General features: G+C 61.5%; 11 protein-coding genes. 9 read left to right on the top strand and 2 right to left on the bottom strand.

Going from position 1 to position 17,205, the window contains the following annotated elements:
* Window positions 1-591 (bottom strand): 5-formyltetrahydrofolate cyclo-ligase, encoded by a 591-nt coding sequence (locus GTP23_RS15460; RefSeq protein ID WP_161035971.1) that lies wholly within the window; start codon window positions 589-591, stop codon window positions 1-3.
* Window positions 592-625: 34 nt separating this feature from the next.
* On the opposite strand from GTP23_RS15460, the gene GTP23_RS15465 reads away from it, so the two are divergent.
* Genes GTP23_RS15465 through GTP23_RS15480 form a run of 4 tightly spaced genes read left to right on the top strand, consistent with a single transcriptional unit; the run spans window position 626 to window position 5,321 of the window.
* Window positions 626-2,596: a lytic transglycosylase domain-containing protein gene (locus tag GTP23_RS15465; RefSeq protein ID WP_161035972.1), complete on the top strand. Its 1,971-nt coding sequence runs from the start codon at window positions 626-628 to the stop codon at window positions 2,594-2,596.
* 23 nt (window positions 2,597-2,619) lie between these two features.
* Window positions 2,620-3,336 (top strand): glutathione S-transferase family protein, encoded by a 717-nt coding sequence (locus GTP23_RS15470; RefSeq protein ID WP_155435405.1) that lies wholly within the window; start codon window positions 2,620-2,622, stop codon window positions 3,334-3,336.
* A gap of 4 nt (window positions 3,337-3,340) precedes the next feature.
* Window positions 3,341-4,597: a multifunctional CCA addition/repair protein gene (locus GTP23_RS15475; RefSeq protein WP_161035973.1), complete on the top strand. Its 1,257-nt coding sequence runs from the start codon at window positions 3,341-3,343 to the stop codon at window positions 4,595-4,597.
* 52 nt (window positions 4,598-4,649) lie between these two features.
* The gene (locus GTP23_RS15480) at window positions 4,650-5,321 is read left to right on the top strand and encodes a GNAT family N-acetyltransferase (protein ID WP_161035974.1); all 672 of its coding nucleotides are present in this window, start codon (window positions 4,650-4,652) and stop codon (window positions 5,319-5,321) included.
* A gap of 33 nt (window positions 5,322-5,354) precedes the next feature.
* On the opposite strand, the gene GTP23_RS15485 is transcribed toward GTP23_RS15480, so the two are convergent.
* Complete coding sequence (locus GTP23_RS15485; RefSeq protein WP_161035975.1) at window positions 5,355-5,876, bottom strand: Lrp/AsnC family transcriptional regulator; 522 nt, start codon at window positions 5,874-5,876, stop codon at window positions 5,355-5,357.
* A gap of 126 nt (window positions 5,877-6,002) precedes the next feature.
* Here GTP23_RS15485 and hppD point away from each other — a divergent pair, with 126 nt between their 5' ends.
* The 5 genes from hppD (at window position 6,003) to GTP23_RS15510 (ending at window position 17,190) form a co-directional block, all read left to right on the top strand.
* Window positions 6,003-7,115, top strand: coding sequence for a 4-hydroxyphenylpyruvate dioxygenase (hppD, locus tag GTP23_RS15490; protein WP_161035976.1), 1,113 nt, complete (start codon window positions 6,003-6,005; stop codon window positions 7,113-7,115).
* Window positions 7,116-7,288: 173 nt separating this feature from the next.
* A complete protein-coding gene (locus GTP23_RS15495) occupies window positions 7,289-10,855 on the top strand; it encodes an indolepyruvate ferredoxin oxidoreductase family protein (RefSeq protein WP_161035977.1) in 3,567 nt (1,188 codons plus the stop codon).
* A gap of 144 nt (window positions 10,856-10,999) precedes the next feature.
* Window positions 11,000-13,684, top strand: coding sequence for a TonB-dependent receptor plug domain-containing protein (locus GTP23_RS15500; protein WP_161035978.1), 2,685 nt, complete (start codon window positions 11,000-11,002; stop codon window positions 13,682-13,684).
* Between the two features lie 64 nt (window positions 13,685-13,748).
* Window positions 13,749-15,305, top strand: coding sequence for a S41 family peptidase (locus tag GTP23_RS15505; RefSeq protein WP_161035979.1), 1,557 nt, complete (start codon window positions 13,749-13,751; stop codon window positions 15,303-15,305).
* Window positions 15,306-15,393: 88 nt separating this feature from the next.
* Window positions 15,394-17,190, top strand: a complete 1,797-nt coding sequence (locus GTP23_RS15510; protein WP_161035980.1) for a M14 family metallopeptidase — start codon at window positions 15,394-15,396, stop codon at window positions 17,188-17,190.
* Window positions 17,191-17,205 lie beyond the last annotated feature (15 nt).

Raw genomic sequence — 17,205 nt, forward strand, 5'->3', positions numbered from 1 at the left:
CTATTCAGTGATGATGTGGTCGAGTGCCACATCATGGCTGTCCGCAGCAAATTCGGCGCGCAGGCACTGGTAGGCTATGCCCAGTGTCTGTGGCCGCGGCGTAGCGGCCAGCGTGCGGTCGTAATAGCCGCCACCGTAGCCCATACGGTATCTCCCCTCATTAAAGCCCAGACAGGGCAGCAGCAAGGCGGCCGGATAGGCGGCCTGCAGGCGCAACTCCTGCGGCACCGCCACGCCCATCGCATCCTGCACCATCGCTTCGCCGATACGCCATTCCGTAAAGGCCAGCGGCGCATCTTTTTCCAGCACCACGGGAAGTAGCAGGCGCGCGCCGCGCGCGGCCAGTTCCGCATACGCCGCATGCAGATCAGGCTCATCCTTGAGTGGCCAGTACACCCCCAGCGAGGCTGGCTGCACCTGCTGCCACCATGCCAGCAGACGCTGGCCTATGGCCTGATCCCACTGCGCCTTGCTGGCCGCATCGATGGCACGGCGGCGCAGGCGTAGTTGCTTGCGTAATTGCGCCTTCTGCTCCGCCGGCAGGGCTGGTAGTTCCGTCGTGGCGCATGGTATTCTAGGGTCGCTGGTCATCGCTGTGGTTTTTCAGACTTTAGAGAGTTGTACATTGAGTTATGCATTGAAATGGATCGCCAGCGCAGCCCTGCTGGCGCTGACCCTGACGGCCCACGCCGACGACATCGGTGATGACGGCCGTCGCGCCGATGATGCCTTCCTGCTGCTGCGCGACGCGGTGCGGCAGGATGATGCGGCCAAGGCTGATTTTTATGCCAACCGTCTGGCCAGTTATTCCATTCCGTCCTACGTTGATTATTATCGGCTGAAACCGCGCCTGAAAGATGCCAGCAATGCGGAAATCCGCGATTTTCTCAAGCGCTACGAAGGCCAGGCCATCGTCGACCGTCTGCGTAACGACTGGCTGCTGGAACTGGGGCGCAAACGCGAGTGGGCTACTTTCGACGAACAGCTGCCGCTGTTCGTGCTCAACGACGACGTGCAGGTGAAATGCTATGCGCTGCAATCGCGCGCGCTCAAAGGTCACAAAGTCGCCAGCGATGCGCGCGAAGTGCTGACGGCGCCGAATGGCTATGGCGAGCCGTGCGCGGGCCTGATCGCCACGCTGTATGCGGCAGGCCAGTTCAATACCGACGACCTGTACGCACAGTTACGCCTGTCCGGCGAATACAATGCCACCGGGCAGGCGCGCCGCATCGTGGCTCTCCTGAACGGCAACGAGAAGCGCGCCGTGCAGGCCGTGGATCTGCCAGCCATTGCCCTGACCAAGGGCGTGGGCAGCGGCCGTACCGAACATGAAATTTTCATCGTCGCGCTGGGCCGCATGGCCAAGACCAGCGTCAAACTGGCGACCATCGCACTGCATCGTGCAGCGCCCAAACTGAGCGCGCTGGAACAGCAGGAAGCCTGGGCCGCCATAGCGCTGCAATCGTCCTATACGCTGGCGCCGGAGACTGGCGACTACTGGCATAAATCGCAGGGCGCGGCCCTGTCCATCGACCAGCTGCAATGGAAAACCCGTATCGCCCTGCGTAACGGCGACTGGAAAACCGTACGCCAGACTATCCGCGCCATGCCGGCCTCGCTGCGCAGCGAGCCGGCATGGGTGTACTGGCTGGCACGCGCCCAGATGGCCGAGAATGGCAGCAGCCAGCCTGGCGGCGAAGCGGCCCAGCTGTTGCGCAGTATCGCCGAGCTGCCTAGCTTCTATGGCCAGCTGGCCGGTGAAGAACTGGGCAAGCTAGTGACTATTCCGCTGCCGGGCCTGCCCATCAGTCAGGCCGAGGTGGCGCCGTTTGCCAGCAATCCCAACTTCCAGCGTGCGCTCAAATTCTTCTCCATGCGGCTGCGCTTCGAAGGCACGCGCGAATGGAACTGGGGCCTGCGCGGCCTGAGCGAACGCGAACATCTGGCAGCTGCCGAATTCGCCCGCCAGAACAACATCCTCGACCGCATGGTCAACACTTCGGACCGCACCCGTCTGCAGGTGGATTACACCCAGCGCTTTCCCGCGCCGCATAACGACATCATGCACCCGACCACCCAGACGCTGGGACTGGACAAGGCCTGGGTGTATGGCCTGATCCGGCAGGAATCGCGCTTCATCATGGATGCGCAGTCGCACGTGGGCGCTTCCGGTCTGATGCAGGTGATGCCCTCGACGGGACGCTGGGTGGCCAAGAAAATCGGCCTGACCGATTTTGCGCAGGAAATGCTCAGCGATGTGCGCACCAATATTCTGCTCGGTGCCAACTACATGAATATGGTGCTGGGGAATATGGACGGCTCGCAGGTGCTGGCCACGGCTGCCTACAATGCAGGGCCAGGCCGTCTGCGCAGCTGGCGCAGCACGTTGAGCAAACCGATGGAGGGCGCCGTATTCATCGAATCGATTCCCTTCTTCGAAACCCGCGTATATGTGAAAAACGTGATGTCGAATACCGCCTATTACGCCGCCCTGTTCGAGGGCCGGCCACAGTCGCTCAAGCTGCGGCTGGGGAATGTCGCACCCAAAGGCTATAGCGAACAGGAACAGCAGGAAAGCAGCTTCGGCGCCCGCTGAAGCACCACTCATACGGAACCGCCATGCAGACTACCAAACTCGATCCTAGCCTGACCCAGACACTGGCCGCTGCACGTGCTCCCGGCCTGACGCTGGTTATCGGTAACAAGAACTACTCGTCGTGGTCGATGCGGCCATGGGTGGCCATGACGGCCTTCGGCATTCCGTTCCAGGAAGTACGCGTGCTGCTGGACCAGCCCGACACGGCCAACCGCATCTGCGAATACACGGCCAGTGGCCGTGTGCCCGTGCTGCTGGCCGGCGAGATGACCATCTGGGATAGTCTGGCCATCTGCGAATATCTGGCCGAGCAGTTCCCCGAGCTGCATCTGTGGCCGCAGGATGTGGCAGCGCGCGCCATGGCGCGCTCCATCTGCGCCGAAATGCACGCCGGTTTCAGCGATCTGCGCAACGCCATGTCCATGAACATCCGCGCCAGCTATCCGGGCAAGGGCCGCACCAATGGTTCGCAGGCCGATATCGGCCGCATCTGCGAAATCTGGGAAGAGTGCCTGTCGCGCTTCGGCCACCGCCAGTTCCTGTTCGGCGATTTCTCGCTGGCCGACGCTTTCTACGCGCCCGTGGTGATGCGCTTCCGCACCTATGGCGTGGCACTGGCACCGGCGCTGGAAGCCTATTGCCAGCGCGTGATCGCCCATCCGGCCGTGGCCCGCTGGGTCAGCGAAGCGCTGGCCGAAACCGAGCGCGCGTCCAAGCACGACGCCGACATGCCGGACTAAGCCCATGCAGATTTATGTTGTCGGTGGCGCCGTGCGCGATCGCCTGCTGGGGCTGGACGTGCAGGATCATGATCACGTGGTGGTAGGCGCCACACCGGAAGACATGCTGGCGCAAGGCTTCCGCCCTGTCGGCAAAGACTTTCCCGTGTTCCTGCATCCGAAAACGCAGGAAGAATATGCGCTGGCCCGTACCGAGCGCAAAACCGCGCCCGGCTACAAAGGCTTTGTATTTCACACTTCGCCCGAGGTGACGCTGGAACAAGACCTGATCCGGCGCGACCTCACCATCAATGCCATCGCCCGTGCCGAAGACGGTACGCTGACCGACCCTTACGGCGGCGTGCGCGATCTGGAACTGCGCCTGTTCCGTCATGTCTCGCCCGCATTCGAAGAAGACCCGGTGCGCATACTGCGGGTGGCGCGCTTTGCGGCCCGGTTCGCCGACTTCAGCATCGCACCGGAGACTCTGGCGCTGATGCAGCAGATGGTGGCCAAAGGCGAAGTCGATGCACTGGTGCCGGAGCGGGTGTGGCAGGAACTGTCGCGCGGGCTGATGGAAGCCCGGCCGTCGCGCATGCTGGAAGTGCTGCGCGCCTGTGGTGCACTGGCGCGCATCGTGCCTGAACTCGATGCGCTGTGGGGCGTGCCGCAGCCGGAAAAATGGCATCCTGAAATCGACACGGGTCGCCATGTACTGCAGGTGCTGGACTGTGCGGCCGAACTGGGCATGGAACTGCCCGTGCGGGTCGCCTGCCTGCTGCACGATCTGGGCAAGGGCGTCACGCCGGCAGCCAACTGGCCGGCCCACCATGGCCATGAAGATCTGGGCGTGCCGCTGGTGGAAGCTGTGTGCCAGCGTTTGCGTGTGCCGACCGAATGCCGCGATCTGGCCGTGATGACCACGCGCGAACATGGCAATGTGGGGCGGGCCCTGCAACTGCGTGCCAACACCATGGTGAAACTGCTGGAGCGCTGCGACGCGTTCCGCAAACCGGCCCGCTTTATCCAGATGCTGGCGGCGACCGAATGCGATTCGCGCGGCCGCATCGGTGCCCAGGCCAGCTACCGCGACACTCCCTTCCCGCAGCGTGCTCATCTGGAGCAGGCTTTGGCGGCTGCCCGTGCCGTGGATGCGGGGGCGATTGCGCGCAGCTGCAGCGAACAGCCGGCGCAGATTCCGCAGCGCGTGCATCAGGCGCGCGTACATGCGGTGGCGGCAGCGCTGCCATCGGCCGGCGTGGACGACGCGGCCACGTTCTGAAAGCAGGGTACAATGCCACCTATGCTGCATCGCACAAACCATTTGAACGCCTATGGAATCGCCTGATCTGTTTCAGAACCCGCTGCGCCGCTGGCGCGCTGGCAAGCGCCGGCCTACGGTGCTGGTCAAGCAGTTGCACGAGCGTGACCGCCGCCGTGTGGTCAGGCATTTCCTCGGACTGGAAGCCAGCGACCGCCTGCTGCGCTTTGGCAGCATGCTGCCGGACGAGCAGGTGGAAAACTATGCCAACGGCATCGATTTCGGGCGCGACATGGTATTCGGCGTGTATAACCGCATGTTCAAACTGGTGGCAGTAGGGCATCTGGCGTTTGCCCCGCGCGACGAAAGCCGCGGCGGCGTGACGGAAAAAGAGCGGGTGGCCGAATTCGGCGTGTCCGTCAGCCGTTCGGCGCGCGGCAAGGGCGTGGGTTCCAAGCTGTTCGAGCGGGCCGCCATCCACTGCCGCAACGACGATGTGGACACCTTGTACATGCACTGCCTGTCGTCGAATAAGACCATGATGCATATCGCCCGCAAGGCCGGCATGGAAATCCACCGCGATTACGGCGAAGCGGATGCCTATCTGAAACTGCCGCCGGCCAATCCGGCCAGCGTGCTGCAGGAAGCGCTGGACGAGCAGTTCGCCACCCTCGATTACACCCTCAAAGCCAACAAGCGCTTTGCCCTCAAGTGGCTGGACCGGCTGCTGGGGCGCAAACACTGACGACGGCGTGGCCGTATCAGCGCCGCCCGTGCTTTATACCAGCGGCAGTGCCGTGGTGTCCTTGATGCGCTGCAGGGCAAAGCTGGATTTGACGTCGAGCACGGCCGGATGGCGCAGCAGCGTGGCCATCATAAAGCGCGAGAAGTGGTCCATATCTTCCACATGGACGCGCAATAAATAATCCATTTCGCCCGTCATGGCGTAGCAGGCCACCACTTCTGGCCATTGTTCAACAGAAACTGCGAAGTCGGCGCGGGGCGAGGCGGGTGCATTCTGCGCACCCAGCGCACGGGCATTGCTGTGCGCACCTGCTTCGCTGTGCTTCTCCAGCCGCACGTTGACGTAGGCCAGCAGGCCCAGGCCTATCTTGTCGGGGTCGAGCAGGGCCACATACTGGCGGATCACGCCCGCTTCTTCCAGCCGCTTGATGCGGCGCAGGCAAGGCGAGGGCGACAGCGCCACCAGCTCGGCCACATCCTGATTCGACAGGCGCCCATCGGCCTGCAAGATCGCCAAAATTTTGCGGTCAGTTTTGTCTAGCGTAATTTTGGTCATAAAACTCTCTGAATTCGAAAAAACATGCAATATTATTGCGCATTAGTGCGAACTTGGGGAATTGTTTGCAATTTAATGCCGTCGGAAGGCCACTATACTGTGCGTCATTCAAACAAGGAGACTAGCATGCAATTTACCCCCTGGGATAACCCGATGGGCACGGATGGCTTCGAGTTCGTCGAGTACGCTGCCCCTGATCCTGTCGCGCTGGGCAAGCTGTTCGAGAGCATGGGCTTCACCGCCATCGCCCGCCACCGCCATAAAAACGTCACCTTGTACCGTCAGGGCGATATCAATTTCCTCATCAACGCCGAGCAGGATTCCTTCGCTCAGCGTTTCGCCCGCACCCACGGCCCGTCCGTGTGCGCCATCGCGCTGCGCGTCAAGGATGCGGCCGTGGCCTACCAGCGCGCGCTGGAGCAGGGCGCCTGGGGCTTCGATAACAAGACCGGCCCGATGGAACTGAATATCCCTGCCATCAAAGGCGTGGGCGATTCGCTGGTGTATCTGGTGGACCGCTGGCGCGGCAAGAACGGTGGCGCCGAAGGCGCGATCGGCGATATCAGCATCTACGATGTGGACTTCGTGGCCATCCCGGGCACCGTGGCCAATCCGGTCGGCCATGGCCTGACCTATATCGACCACCTGACCAACAATGTCTACCGTGGCCGCATGAAAGAATGGGCCGACTTCTACGAGAAGATGTTCAACTTCCGCGAAGTGCGCTACTTCGATATCGAAGGCAAGCTGACCGGCCTGAAGTCGAAAGCCATGACTTCGCCATGCGGCAAAATCCGCATTCCGATCAACGAATCGTCGGATGACAAATCCCAGATCGCCGAGTACCTCGACGAATACCACGGCGAAGGCATCCAGCACATCGCGCTCGGTACCGATGACATCTACAAGACCGTGCAGTCGCTGAAAAACGCGGGCATCATCTTCCAGGACACCATCGAGACCTACTACGATCTGGTCAACCGCCGCCTGCCCGAGCATGGCGAGAATCTGGATGAGCTGCGCCGCCTGCGCATCCTGATCGACGGCCGTAGCAGCGAGAACTCGCGTGAACTGCTGCTGCAGATCTTCAGCCAGAACGTAATCGGCCCGATCTTCTTCGAGATCATTCAGCGTAAAGGCGATGAAGGTTTCGGCGAAGGTAATTTCCGCGCGCTGTTCGAATCGATCGAGCTTGATCAGATCCGTCGTGGCGTGCTGAAAGATCCAGCAGCCGCATAAACAACACGGGTGAAAAGCCGCTAGTCCCGCACAGAACGGGGCAGCGGCCTGTGGTACCCTAAACTAAACCACATACATAACCGCCGGGAGAGCTTCACAAGAGTTCGCACGGCGCGCACGAACGGGCCGAACACGGCCCTGCAGTGCATGGTCAAAACAATAATGGAGACAATATGAACGCACCTCACAAGGGCTCGCAACTGGAGCCGGGCTCGCACTCGGACCACGAAATTTCCCTCGACGACAAGTGGACGCTGGAGCGCGGCCGTGCCTTTATGACGGGCACGCAGGCGCTGATCCGCCTGCCCATGATGCAGCGCGAACGCGACCTCAAAGCCGGCCTGAATACGGCCGGCTACATCACCGGCTACCGTGGTTCCCCTGTTACCAGTGTGGATATGACGGCCGTGAAAGCCAAAAAATATCTGGACGCGCACCACGTTAAATTCCACCCCGGGATGAACGAAGATCTGGCTGCTACCGCCGTGTGGGGCACGCAGCAGACCAATCTGTTTGAAGACGCCAAGTACGATGGCGTGTTCTCCATGTGGTACGGCAAAGGCCCCGGCGTGGACCGCTGCGGCGACGTATTCAAACATGCCAACAACGCCGGTTCGGCCAAACATGGCGGCGTGCTGGTGCTGGCCGGTGATGACCACGCGGCCAAGTCGTCTTCGACGGCGCACCAGTCCGACCACATCCTGAATGCCTGCGGCATCCCTGTGCTGTATCCGTCCTCGGTACAGGAATACATCGACTACGGCCTGCACGCCTGGGCCATGAGCCGCTACACGGGGCTGTGGGTATCGATGAAGTGCGTCACCGACATCATTGAATCGGGCGCCGTGATCGACTTCGATCCGGATCGGGTGCAGATCAAGATTCCGGAAGATTTCGAACTGCCCGAAGGCGGCCTGAATATCCGCTGGCCCGACACCGTACTCGATATGGAAGTACGGATGAACAGCTACAAGTGGTACGCCGCGCTGGCCTACTGCCGCGCGAATAAACTCAACAAGATCATCTGGGATAGCCCGAAGCCGAAGATCGGCATTATCACGGCCGGTAAATCCTATCTCGATACCCGTCAGGCGCTGGCCGATCTGGGTATAGACGAGCAGGCCGCTGCCGATATCGGTATCCGCCTGTACAAGATCGGCATGACCTGGCCGCTGGAAGCGGAAGGCGTGCAGGAATTCGCCGAAGGTCTGGACGAGATTCTGGTGGTGGAGGAGAAGCGCCAGATTCTGGAATACGCGCTGAAGGAAGAACTCTACAACCTGCCGGACGGTAAGCGTCCTCGCGTGGTGGGCAAGTTCGATGATACGGGCGAGTGGAGCAAGAACAGCAAGACCGGTCACGGCGACTGGCTGCTGCCGGCCACCTACGAACTCAATCCGGCCCAGATCGCGCGCGCCATCGCTTCGCGTATCGCCCACTACTGCGACGGCCATCCGGTGGCCGAGCGGGTGCGCGAACGGGTGGCCTTCCTCGAAGCGAAAGAGCTGGCACTGAAGTCGCTGCCACTGAAATCGAATCCGGAAACCGACCGCACGCCTTACTTCTGCTCCGGTTGCCCGCACAACTCCTCCACCAAAGTACCGGAAGGCTCGCGTGCGCTGGCCGGTATCGGCTGCCACTACATGGTGCTGTGGATGGATCGCGAAACTTCCACCTTTACCCACATGGGCGCAGAAGGTGTGACGTGGGTGGGGCAGGCGCCGTTCACCAACGAGAAGCATGTGTTCACCAACCTCGGTGACGGTACCTATTTCCACTCCGGCATACTGGCCATCCGCGCTGCGGTAGCGGCCAAGGTCAACATCACCTACAAGATCCTGTTCAACGACGCCGTCGCCATGACGGGCGGGCAGAACTTCGACGGCCCGCTCGATCCCGGCATGATTTCGCGCCAGATTGCCGCCGAAGGCGTGAGCCCGATCATCGTTGTCACCGACGAGCCGGAAAAATATCCGTCCGATTACAACTGGGCACCCGGTGTCACCGTGCGCCACCGTTCGGAACTGATGGACGTGCAGCGCGAACTGCGCGACCAGCCCGGTGTGTCGGCCATGATCTACGACCAGACCTGCGCCTCGGAGAAACGCCGCCGCCGCAAACGCAACGAATACCCTGATCCGGCCAAACGCGCCGTGATCAACGAAGCCGTGTGCGAAGGCTGCGGTGACTGCTCGGTGCAGTCGAACTGCCTGTCGGTGGAGCCGCTGGAAACGGAACTGGGGCGCAAGCGCCAGATCAACCAGTCCTCCTGCAACAAGGACTTCTCCTGCGTGACCGGCTTCTGCCCCAGCTTTGTGACGGTGGAAGGTGGCGCGCTGAAGAAACCGAAGAAGGCTGCAACGGGCGAAGCGCCGCAAGTGGCGCTGCCGGCACCGGTGCTGCCATCGACGGCCCAGCCTTACGGCATCCTGATCACCGGTATCGGTGGCACGGGTGTGGTGACGGTGGGGCAGATACTGGCCGTGGCCGCCCACGTAGAAGGCAAGGGCGCGATTGTGCTCGATATGAGCGGTCTGGCCCAGAAGGGCGGCCCGGTGATGTCGCACGTACGTCTGGCCGATAACCAGAGCGATCTGCATTCGACCCGCGTCGGTACCGGCAGTGCCGATCTGGTGATTGGTTGCGATCTGATCGTGACGGCTTCGCGCGATGCGCTATCGCGTATGGGCGAAGGCCGTACCCACGCCATGATCAACTCGACCGGCTCTTCTACCGCGGCGTTCGTCAAGAACCCCAACTGGCAGTTCCCTGACGAACCTTCGCGCAACGAGATCACCCGTGCCTGTGGCAGCAATCAGGTGGACTTCGTCGATGCTGGTCAGATCGCCACCGCGCTGATGGGCGACTCGATCGCTACCAATATGTTCATGCTGGGCTACGCCTTCCAGAAAGGCCATGTGCCACTGAGCGAAGCGTCGCTGCTGAAAGCCATCGAACTGAACGGCGTGTCGGTCGGCTTCAACAAGGCGGCCTTCAACTGGGGGCGTACGGCGGCGCAGGATCTGGCGGCCGTCACCCGCATGACCACGCCGGCCAAGGTGATCGAGTTCAAACGTATCCAGACGCTGGACGACATCATCAGCAAGCGGGTGGAGTTGCTGACAGCCTATCAGGACGCGGATTATGCTAAACAGTATAAATCGTTTGTCGATCAGGTACGTGCCGAAGAAGCCAGGCTGGGCAAGACTACCCGCCTGACTGAAGCGGTAGCACGCTACTACTACAAGCTGCTGGCCTACAAGGACGAGTATGAAGTGGCGCGTCTGTACAGCGATGGCGCGTTCCAGCAGAAGATCGCCGGCATGTTCGATGGCGATATCAAGCTGAAGTTCCATCTGGCGCCGCCGATGTTTGCCAAGCATGATGCGCAAGGCCATCTGGTGAAGAAGGAATACGGTCCGTGGCTGATGAAGGCGTTTGCCGTGATGGCGCGCTTCAAAGGCCTGCGTGGTACGGCGCTGGATATCTTCGGCTACACGGCGGAACGCCGCATGGAGCGCCAGCTGATCGTGGATTACCGCCAGACGGTGGCAGGCCTGCTGCCCAAGCTGACGGCCGGGAATCTGGCGCAAGCCGTGGCGATCGCCAGCATTCCGGAAGATATACGCGGCTATGGCCACGTCAAGGAGCGTCACTTCGCTGCCGCCAAGCGCAAGGAGGCCGCACTGCTGGCTGATTTCGCCAAAGCGGATAAGCAAGCGGCACCGCACGCCGCCTAATCGGTCATCGATCAACGGGGCCAGTTCCGGCAAGCTGCCGCAACTGGCCCCGTCTTTTTTTTGCATAACTAAGCGCGGAATCATTCGTTCTGTTTCGGGAGCCCTCTTGTTAAGGTGGCGGCCTTTCAACCCCGGAACTTTTCAATGAAAACACAATTCGAATTGAAACCGCTCGCGGCTGGCGCTATCGCCCTGCTGTGCAGCGTCGCCGGCCAGGTAGAGGCGCAGGAGGCGGCCAACCCGCCGTCCGTGCTGGTCACTGGCTCGCGTATCCCGCGCGCCAGTCTGGAAGGCCCTTCGCCGGTGACGGTGCTGACTGGCGACGAGATCAGCAAACAGGGCTACCGCAATGTGTTCGATGCGCTCAGCAACCAGACCCAGAACAGCGGCTTCACCCAGGGCGCCGATTACGGCAATACCTTTACGCCTTCGGCCAATGCCATCAGCTTGCGTGGGCTGGGTCCCAACCACACACTGGTGCTGCTCAACGGGCGGCGCATGGCGGACTTCCCGATCGCCTACGAGGGCACGGTCAATTTCACCAATCTGGCGAATATTCCGTCCAGCGTGGTGGACCGGGTAGAAATTCTCAGTGGCGGCGCCTCGGCCGTATATGGGTCGGATGCGATCGCGGGGGTGGTCAACATCATCCTGAAAAAACAGGCCAGCGGTCTGGATGTGAATCTGAAGGCAGGTACTAGTTCGCGTGGCGGTGGTGGCGACCGCCGCTTGCAGCTGACCGGTGGCGAGAGCTTCGGCCAGCTGAATACCCTGTTCAGTGCCGAATTCCTCGAACGCGATCCCTTGTGGAGCCGCGATCGTGACTTCATGAGCGCCAAGACGGGCGTTGCGCCGACCTCGGTGCTGGGCCGCAAAAATGTCAGCAGCGGCAAATACATCGATCCGGCCGACACCTGCAGCAGCCTGTCCGATCTGTTTGGCGGCAGTACGCTGCGCTACACGGCCAAAGCCGGCAGCTATTGCGCCAGCCCGAAAGTGGGCCCGACCTACTGGACTACCCAGACCGGTAACAGCAGCCAGAATCTGTTCGGCAGCGCCAATTATGACCTGTCTGCGGATACCACCCTGTTTGCCGAAGCGCTGCTGGGCTTTAACCGCAGCCGCAATAACACCCGCGGTCCTTCGTGGACTTCCGCATCTACTGCCGATAGCTATTTCTGGAATCGCAATACCGCCCGCTACGAAGCGTGGAGCCGCTATATCTCGCCTGAGGAAATCGGCGGTGCCGAGCGCTATAACCGGCGCTGGGATGATCAGGCCAGCTCGCTGTCGTTCGGCGCCAGAGGGCAGATACCCGGTACCGGCTGGCAGTACGAAGCGGCCTACAGCGCTTCGCTGTACAAGAGCAGCAGTTACACCCCGCGTGCGCTGGCGAATATCGACAGCTTCTTCCTCGGCCCCAAACTGGGCGTGGATGACAGCGGCGTGGCGATCTATGCGCCCGATCCGGCCCGGCTGGCGCGCCGCCTGACGCCCGGAGAATTCGACAGCATCACCGGCACAGCGGTCAGCGATGACCAGTCGTGGACCAATACCGCCAGCCTGAGTGCCAGCGGGGTGCTGGCTCAGTTGCCGGCCGGTCCGCTGAAGCTGGCCACGGTGGCCGAAGTGGGCAAGCAGGGCTTTTCGAATACGCCGGATGCACGCATCAATCAGGGCTATTTCAACACCGTCTCGACGGCCGACGTAACGGCCGGTACGCGTCAGCGCTATGCACTGGGTGTTGAAGCCGGTGTGCCCCTGCTGAACAAGCTCGATGCCACGCTGGCCGGCCGCTATGACCGTTACAGTTTCGCCGGACGTCAGGACGGCAAGCTGACCTATAACACCGGTCTGGAATGGCGTCCAGCCAGCCAGTTGCTGGTGCGCGCCAATCACGCCACCAGCTTCCGCGCACCGGATATGAACTATATCTACAAGGCGCGCGGCACCGGCTACTACTCCTCGACCACCGATTACTACCGCTGCGCCAAGGCTGGCCAGCCGCTGGCCAGCTGCGAGTTTGCCAACCAGTCGCCCGGCGCAGACTATGTGCAAACAGGTAGCAAGGACCTGCGCTCCGAGCAGGGCCGCTCGTCCGGGCTGGGGCTGGTGTGGTCGCCGAGTGTGAACTTCGATGCCTCGTTCGATTACTGGAAGATCCGGATCGATGATCTGGTCACCAATCTGAGTGCCGACCAGCTGCTGCGCGATGAGGCCAGATGCCGCGTAGCCGGTGACCTTAGTTCGCCGACCTGCGCCGACGCAATCGGGCGCATCGTGCGCAATCCGCTGACGGCGCTGAACCGTCCCGGTGAAATCAGGCAGATACTGGTCAACCCGATCAACGCGGCATCGAACAGCGTCAGCGGCATCGACCTGAGTGGCAAATACGTATTGCGTACCTCCGCTTACGGCGTGTGGACTGCCAAGGCTAATTATTCCAGGACGCTCAGCAAGAAATCGCGCCAGTTCGCCGGCGATGCGCTGAACGATGATCTGGAAGACCTGAGCAATGCCGACTGGCGCGACAAGCTCAATGCCAGCCTGACGTGGAATCGCGGCGACTGGTCGAATACGCTGTTCCTGCAGCGCTACGGCAAGGTGCCGAATAGCGCGGGCGAGGCGTATCTGACGCCCACCACGCTGGTTAATGCCAGCGCGGTGCTGAGACTGAATGCCCGCACCACGCTGTCGCTTGCCCTGAATAATGTGCTGAATCAGGTGAAACGTGATAGCAGTGGCGGCTGGCCTTACTACCCGGTGGGGAATTACAGTCCGGTGGGGCGGCAGGGCTGGGTCGAGCTGAATTACCATTTCGGCTCTTGAGAAATTTGTAAGTAATCATAAACATCGGCAGGAATGACGCAGAGTTTGTCTATAATTCCTGTCGATGAAATCGACCACTTCCCTGCTATCCTGCGCTGCCATGGCCGTTATGCTGACGGCCTGCGGCGGCTCCTCCACGCCCGCCGTCGTGGTTCCTGACCCTGTGCCACCGCCTGATCCTGTACCCGTGGTATATGCCGATGCGGCTCCTGGCAGCTCGCTCGATCTATGGAACCGCTGTGAAGTCATGCATCCCGGCGGTGTACAGAATCAGCCTGGCACACAGGCTGATGAAAAAGGCTTTATCCGCGCCATCACCCAGGAGACTTATCTGTGGAATAGCGAAGTACCGGCCATCAAGGCCACTGATTATCCTACGGTGGTGGCCTATTTCAACGCACTGAAAACTCCCAAGCTGCTTGCGAACGGCCGTCCCAAAGACCGCTTCCATTACAGCTATCCGCGCGAAGTGTGGGAAGCCTTGTCGAGCGGTGTGGAGCTTTCCTATGGCATCAGCTGGAATGCCGGTGCCAATCAGGTACCGCGCCAGTGGCGCATTGCCATGGTGGATGCTGGGTCGCCAGCCGAGCGTGCCGGCCTGCGGCGTGGCGATCAGCTAATTATGATCGACAACGAAGATTTCATTTATCGCGGCGATAGCGACGCTGTCGCACGGTTTAATGCGGCACTCGCGCCGACCAAGGCCGACCAGCCACACAGGTTTACCTGGTGGCGCGATGGCCGCGCTTTCGACACCGCGCTGACGGTGGGTTCGGTAAATGCCTTGTCGGTGCAGGCAGTACAGCTGCTCGATACTCCGTCCGGCAAGACGGGCTATCTGAACTTCACCAGCCACAATGCGCCTGCCGAACGCCAGCTATACGAAGCGATGATGGGTTTCAGTAACGCCGGTGTGAAAGAGCTGGTGCTCGATATGCGCTATAACGGCGGCGGGCAAATCAGCATTGCCAGCCAGCTGGCCTATATGATCGCCGGACCTGCGGCGAGCAGCGGCAAGGTGTTCATGCGCTATGCAACCAATGGCCGCCTGAATCCGGGCCGTCCTACCAGTTTCCTCGACTTTGGAATCGGTTTCGCCAGCACCCAGCCGCTGCCATTCGGCACCAAGTTGCCGCATCTGGATTTGAAGCGCGTCACTTTGCTGACGGGGCCAGGCACCTGCTCTGCCAGCGAGGCGCTGATTAACGGCCTGCGCGGGATCGATATCGAAGTACGGCTGGTGGGCGGTCAAACCTGCGGCAAGCCTTATGCATTCGTACCCATGACCAATTGCGGCACCACCTATTTCATGGTGCAGTACCAGGGCACCAATAACAAAGGCTGGGGCGATTTCGACGAGGGCTTTGCGCCTGATTGCCGGGTGGATGATGACATGGGCCACGCGCTGGGAGATCCGGCCGAAAGCCTGCTGGCAACGGCCTTGCGCCTGAATGCAGGCGCTTCCTGCGCGGCCGTCGCAGCACGTCAGGGTGGTCGCAGTGCGGCAGCACCGCTGGCGGCTGGCAGCACGCCAGACCGTACTTCAGGCGACAGCGATGCAGCGACCGTGCAGGTGCGCTCGCCGCTGAAGGAAATCAGCATATTGCCCGAGCGGCGCTGAGGTCACGGCGCAGCGTAGCAAAGCCGACTATAATTTTTGATCTGACCGGTGCCATCGAGTGCGCCGGCACCTAACCGGAGCCATGCCGATGCGACGTTCTGACCTGTTACTGCCTCTCTCCTTTGTTCTTGCTGTAGCACCTGCCGTTGCTGCCAGTACCACGGCCAATTCCGCGGCCGGGGCCAGCGCTCTCAGCACCATCTCCGAGCGTTCCGGTTTCCAGAATACGGGCCGTTATGATGAGGTGATCGCGCTGTGCGCGCGCTTCCAGAAAGCCTATCCGCAAGCGGTGCGCTGTTTCGAATTCGGCCGCACGCCGGAAGGCCGCCCTATGCTGGCCATGGCCGTTTCGCGTACAGGCGCGCTGACGCCGCAACAGGCCAGGCAACGCGGCCTGCCTGTGATGCTGGTGCAGGGCGGTATCCACGCTGGTGAAATCGATGGCAAGGATGCCGGCTTCCTCGCCCTGCGCGAAGCGCTGGAGAACAAGGCGGCGGCCGGCGCGCTGGATAAGCAGGTGCTGCTGTTCGTACCGGTGTTTAATGTCGATGGCCACGAGCGCTTCGGCAAGTGGAACCGTCCCAACCAGCGCGGTCCGGTGGAAATGGGCTGGCGCACCACGGCGCAGAACTACAACCTGAACCGCGATTACGTCAAAGCCGATGCAGCGGAAATGCAGGCCATGCTGGCGCTGGTGAACGCGTGGGACCCGCTGGCCTATGTCGATCTGCACGTCACCGATGGCGCCAAGTTCCAGCCTGATGTATCGATACAGGTGGAGCCTGTGCATGGCGGTGACGAAGAACTCAAGCGCGCCGGTCTGGCCTTGCAGGCTGCCGTGATGGCCGATCTGAAGCAGCAGGGTTCCGATCCCAAGCCGTATTACATCGCTTTCGATAAGGAAGACGACCCCATGTCCGGCTTCGTCGATTCGATGGCGACGCCGCGGTTTTCGACCGGCTATTTCCCTATGCGTAACCGCTTCGCCATGCTGGTGGAAACCCATTCGTGGAAGGACTATCCGACCCGCGTGCGCATCACCCGCAACACCATTGTGTCGCTGCTGTCGCAAGTGGCCCTGCATGGCAAGGAGTGGCAGAAGCTGGTGCAGCAGGCCGACCAGCGCGCAACGACGCTGGGCGGCGCCGAGTTCCCGCTCAGCTACCGCACTACCTTTAACAGCAGGACCATCGAGTTCCCCGGATACGAATATACCCGCGGCTATTCCGATGTTTCGGGCGGCACCATGACGGTGTACGACGAAAGCAAGCCGCAAGTCTGGCGCGTGCCGCTGCGCGATGAAGTGGTGCCGGATCTGCGCGTGGCAGCGCCCAGGGGTGGTTATCTGGTGCCGCTGGCCGAAGCGGCCCGCGTGGCTGCACGCCTGAAGCTGCATGGCATACAGTACAAGGTGCTGGGGGCCGACCAGATGGCGGCCGAGGTGGAAAGCTTCCGCGCCAGTAAAGCCACGTTTGCCAAGCAGTCGTTCGAAGGCCACCAGGGACTGACGGTGGAAGGCGACTGGGCGCGCGAGCGCCGCAGCCTGATGAAAGGCTCGCTGTTCGTGCCGATCGCCCAGCCCAAGGCCCGTCTGGTGATGACCATGCTGGAGCCGCGCGGCGCCGATTCGCTGCTGGCATGGGGCGAGTTCAATAACGCCTTCGAGCGCAAAGAATATATGGAGGAGTATGTGGCCGAGCAGGTGGCGCGCGAACAGCTGGAAGCCGATCCTGCCCTGCGCGAAGAGTTCCAGAAGAAGCGTGATAGCGATGCGGAGTTCAATAAAAGTCCGGCCAAGCGGCTGGAGTTCTTCGCCCGCCGCCACGCTTCATGGGACGAGCGCTTCAATCTGTATCCGGTGCTGCGTACCGCGCAGTCCTACTAAGCGCGGCTAGCCGCT

Source organism: Duganella fentianensis (assembly GCF_009857835.1).
GTDB classification, from domain to species: domain Bacteria; phylum Pseudomonadota; class Gammaproteobacteria; order Burkholderiales; family Burkholderiaceae_D; genus Rugamonas; species Rugamonas fentianensis.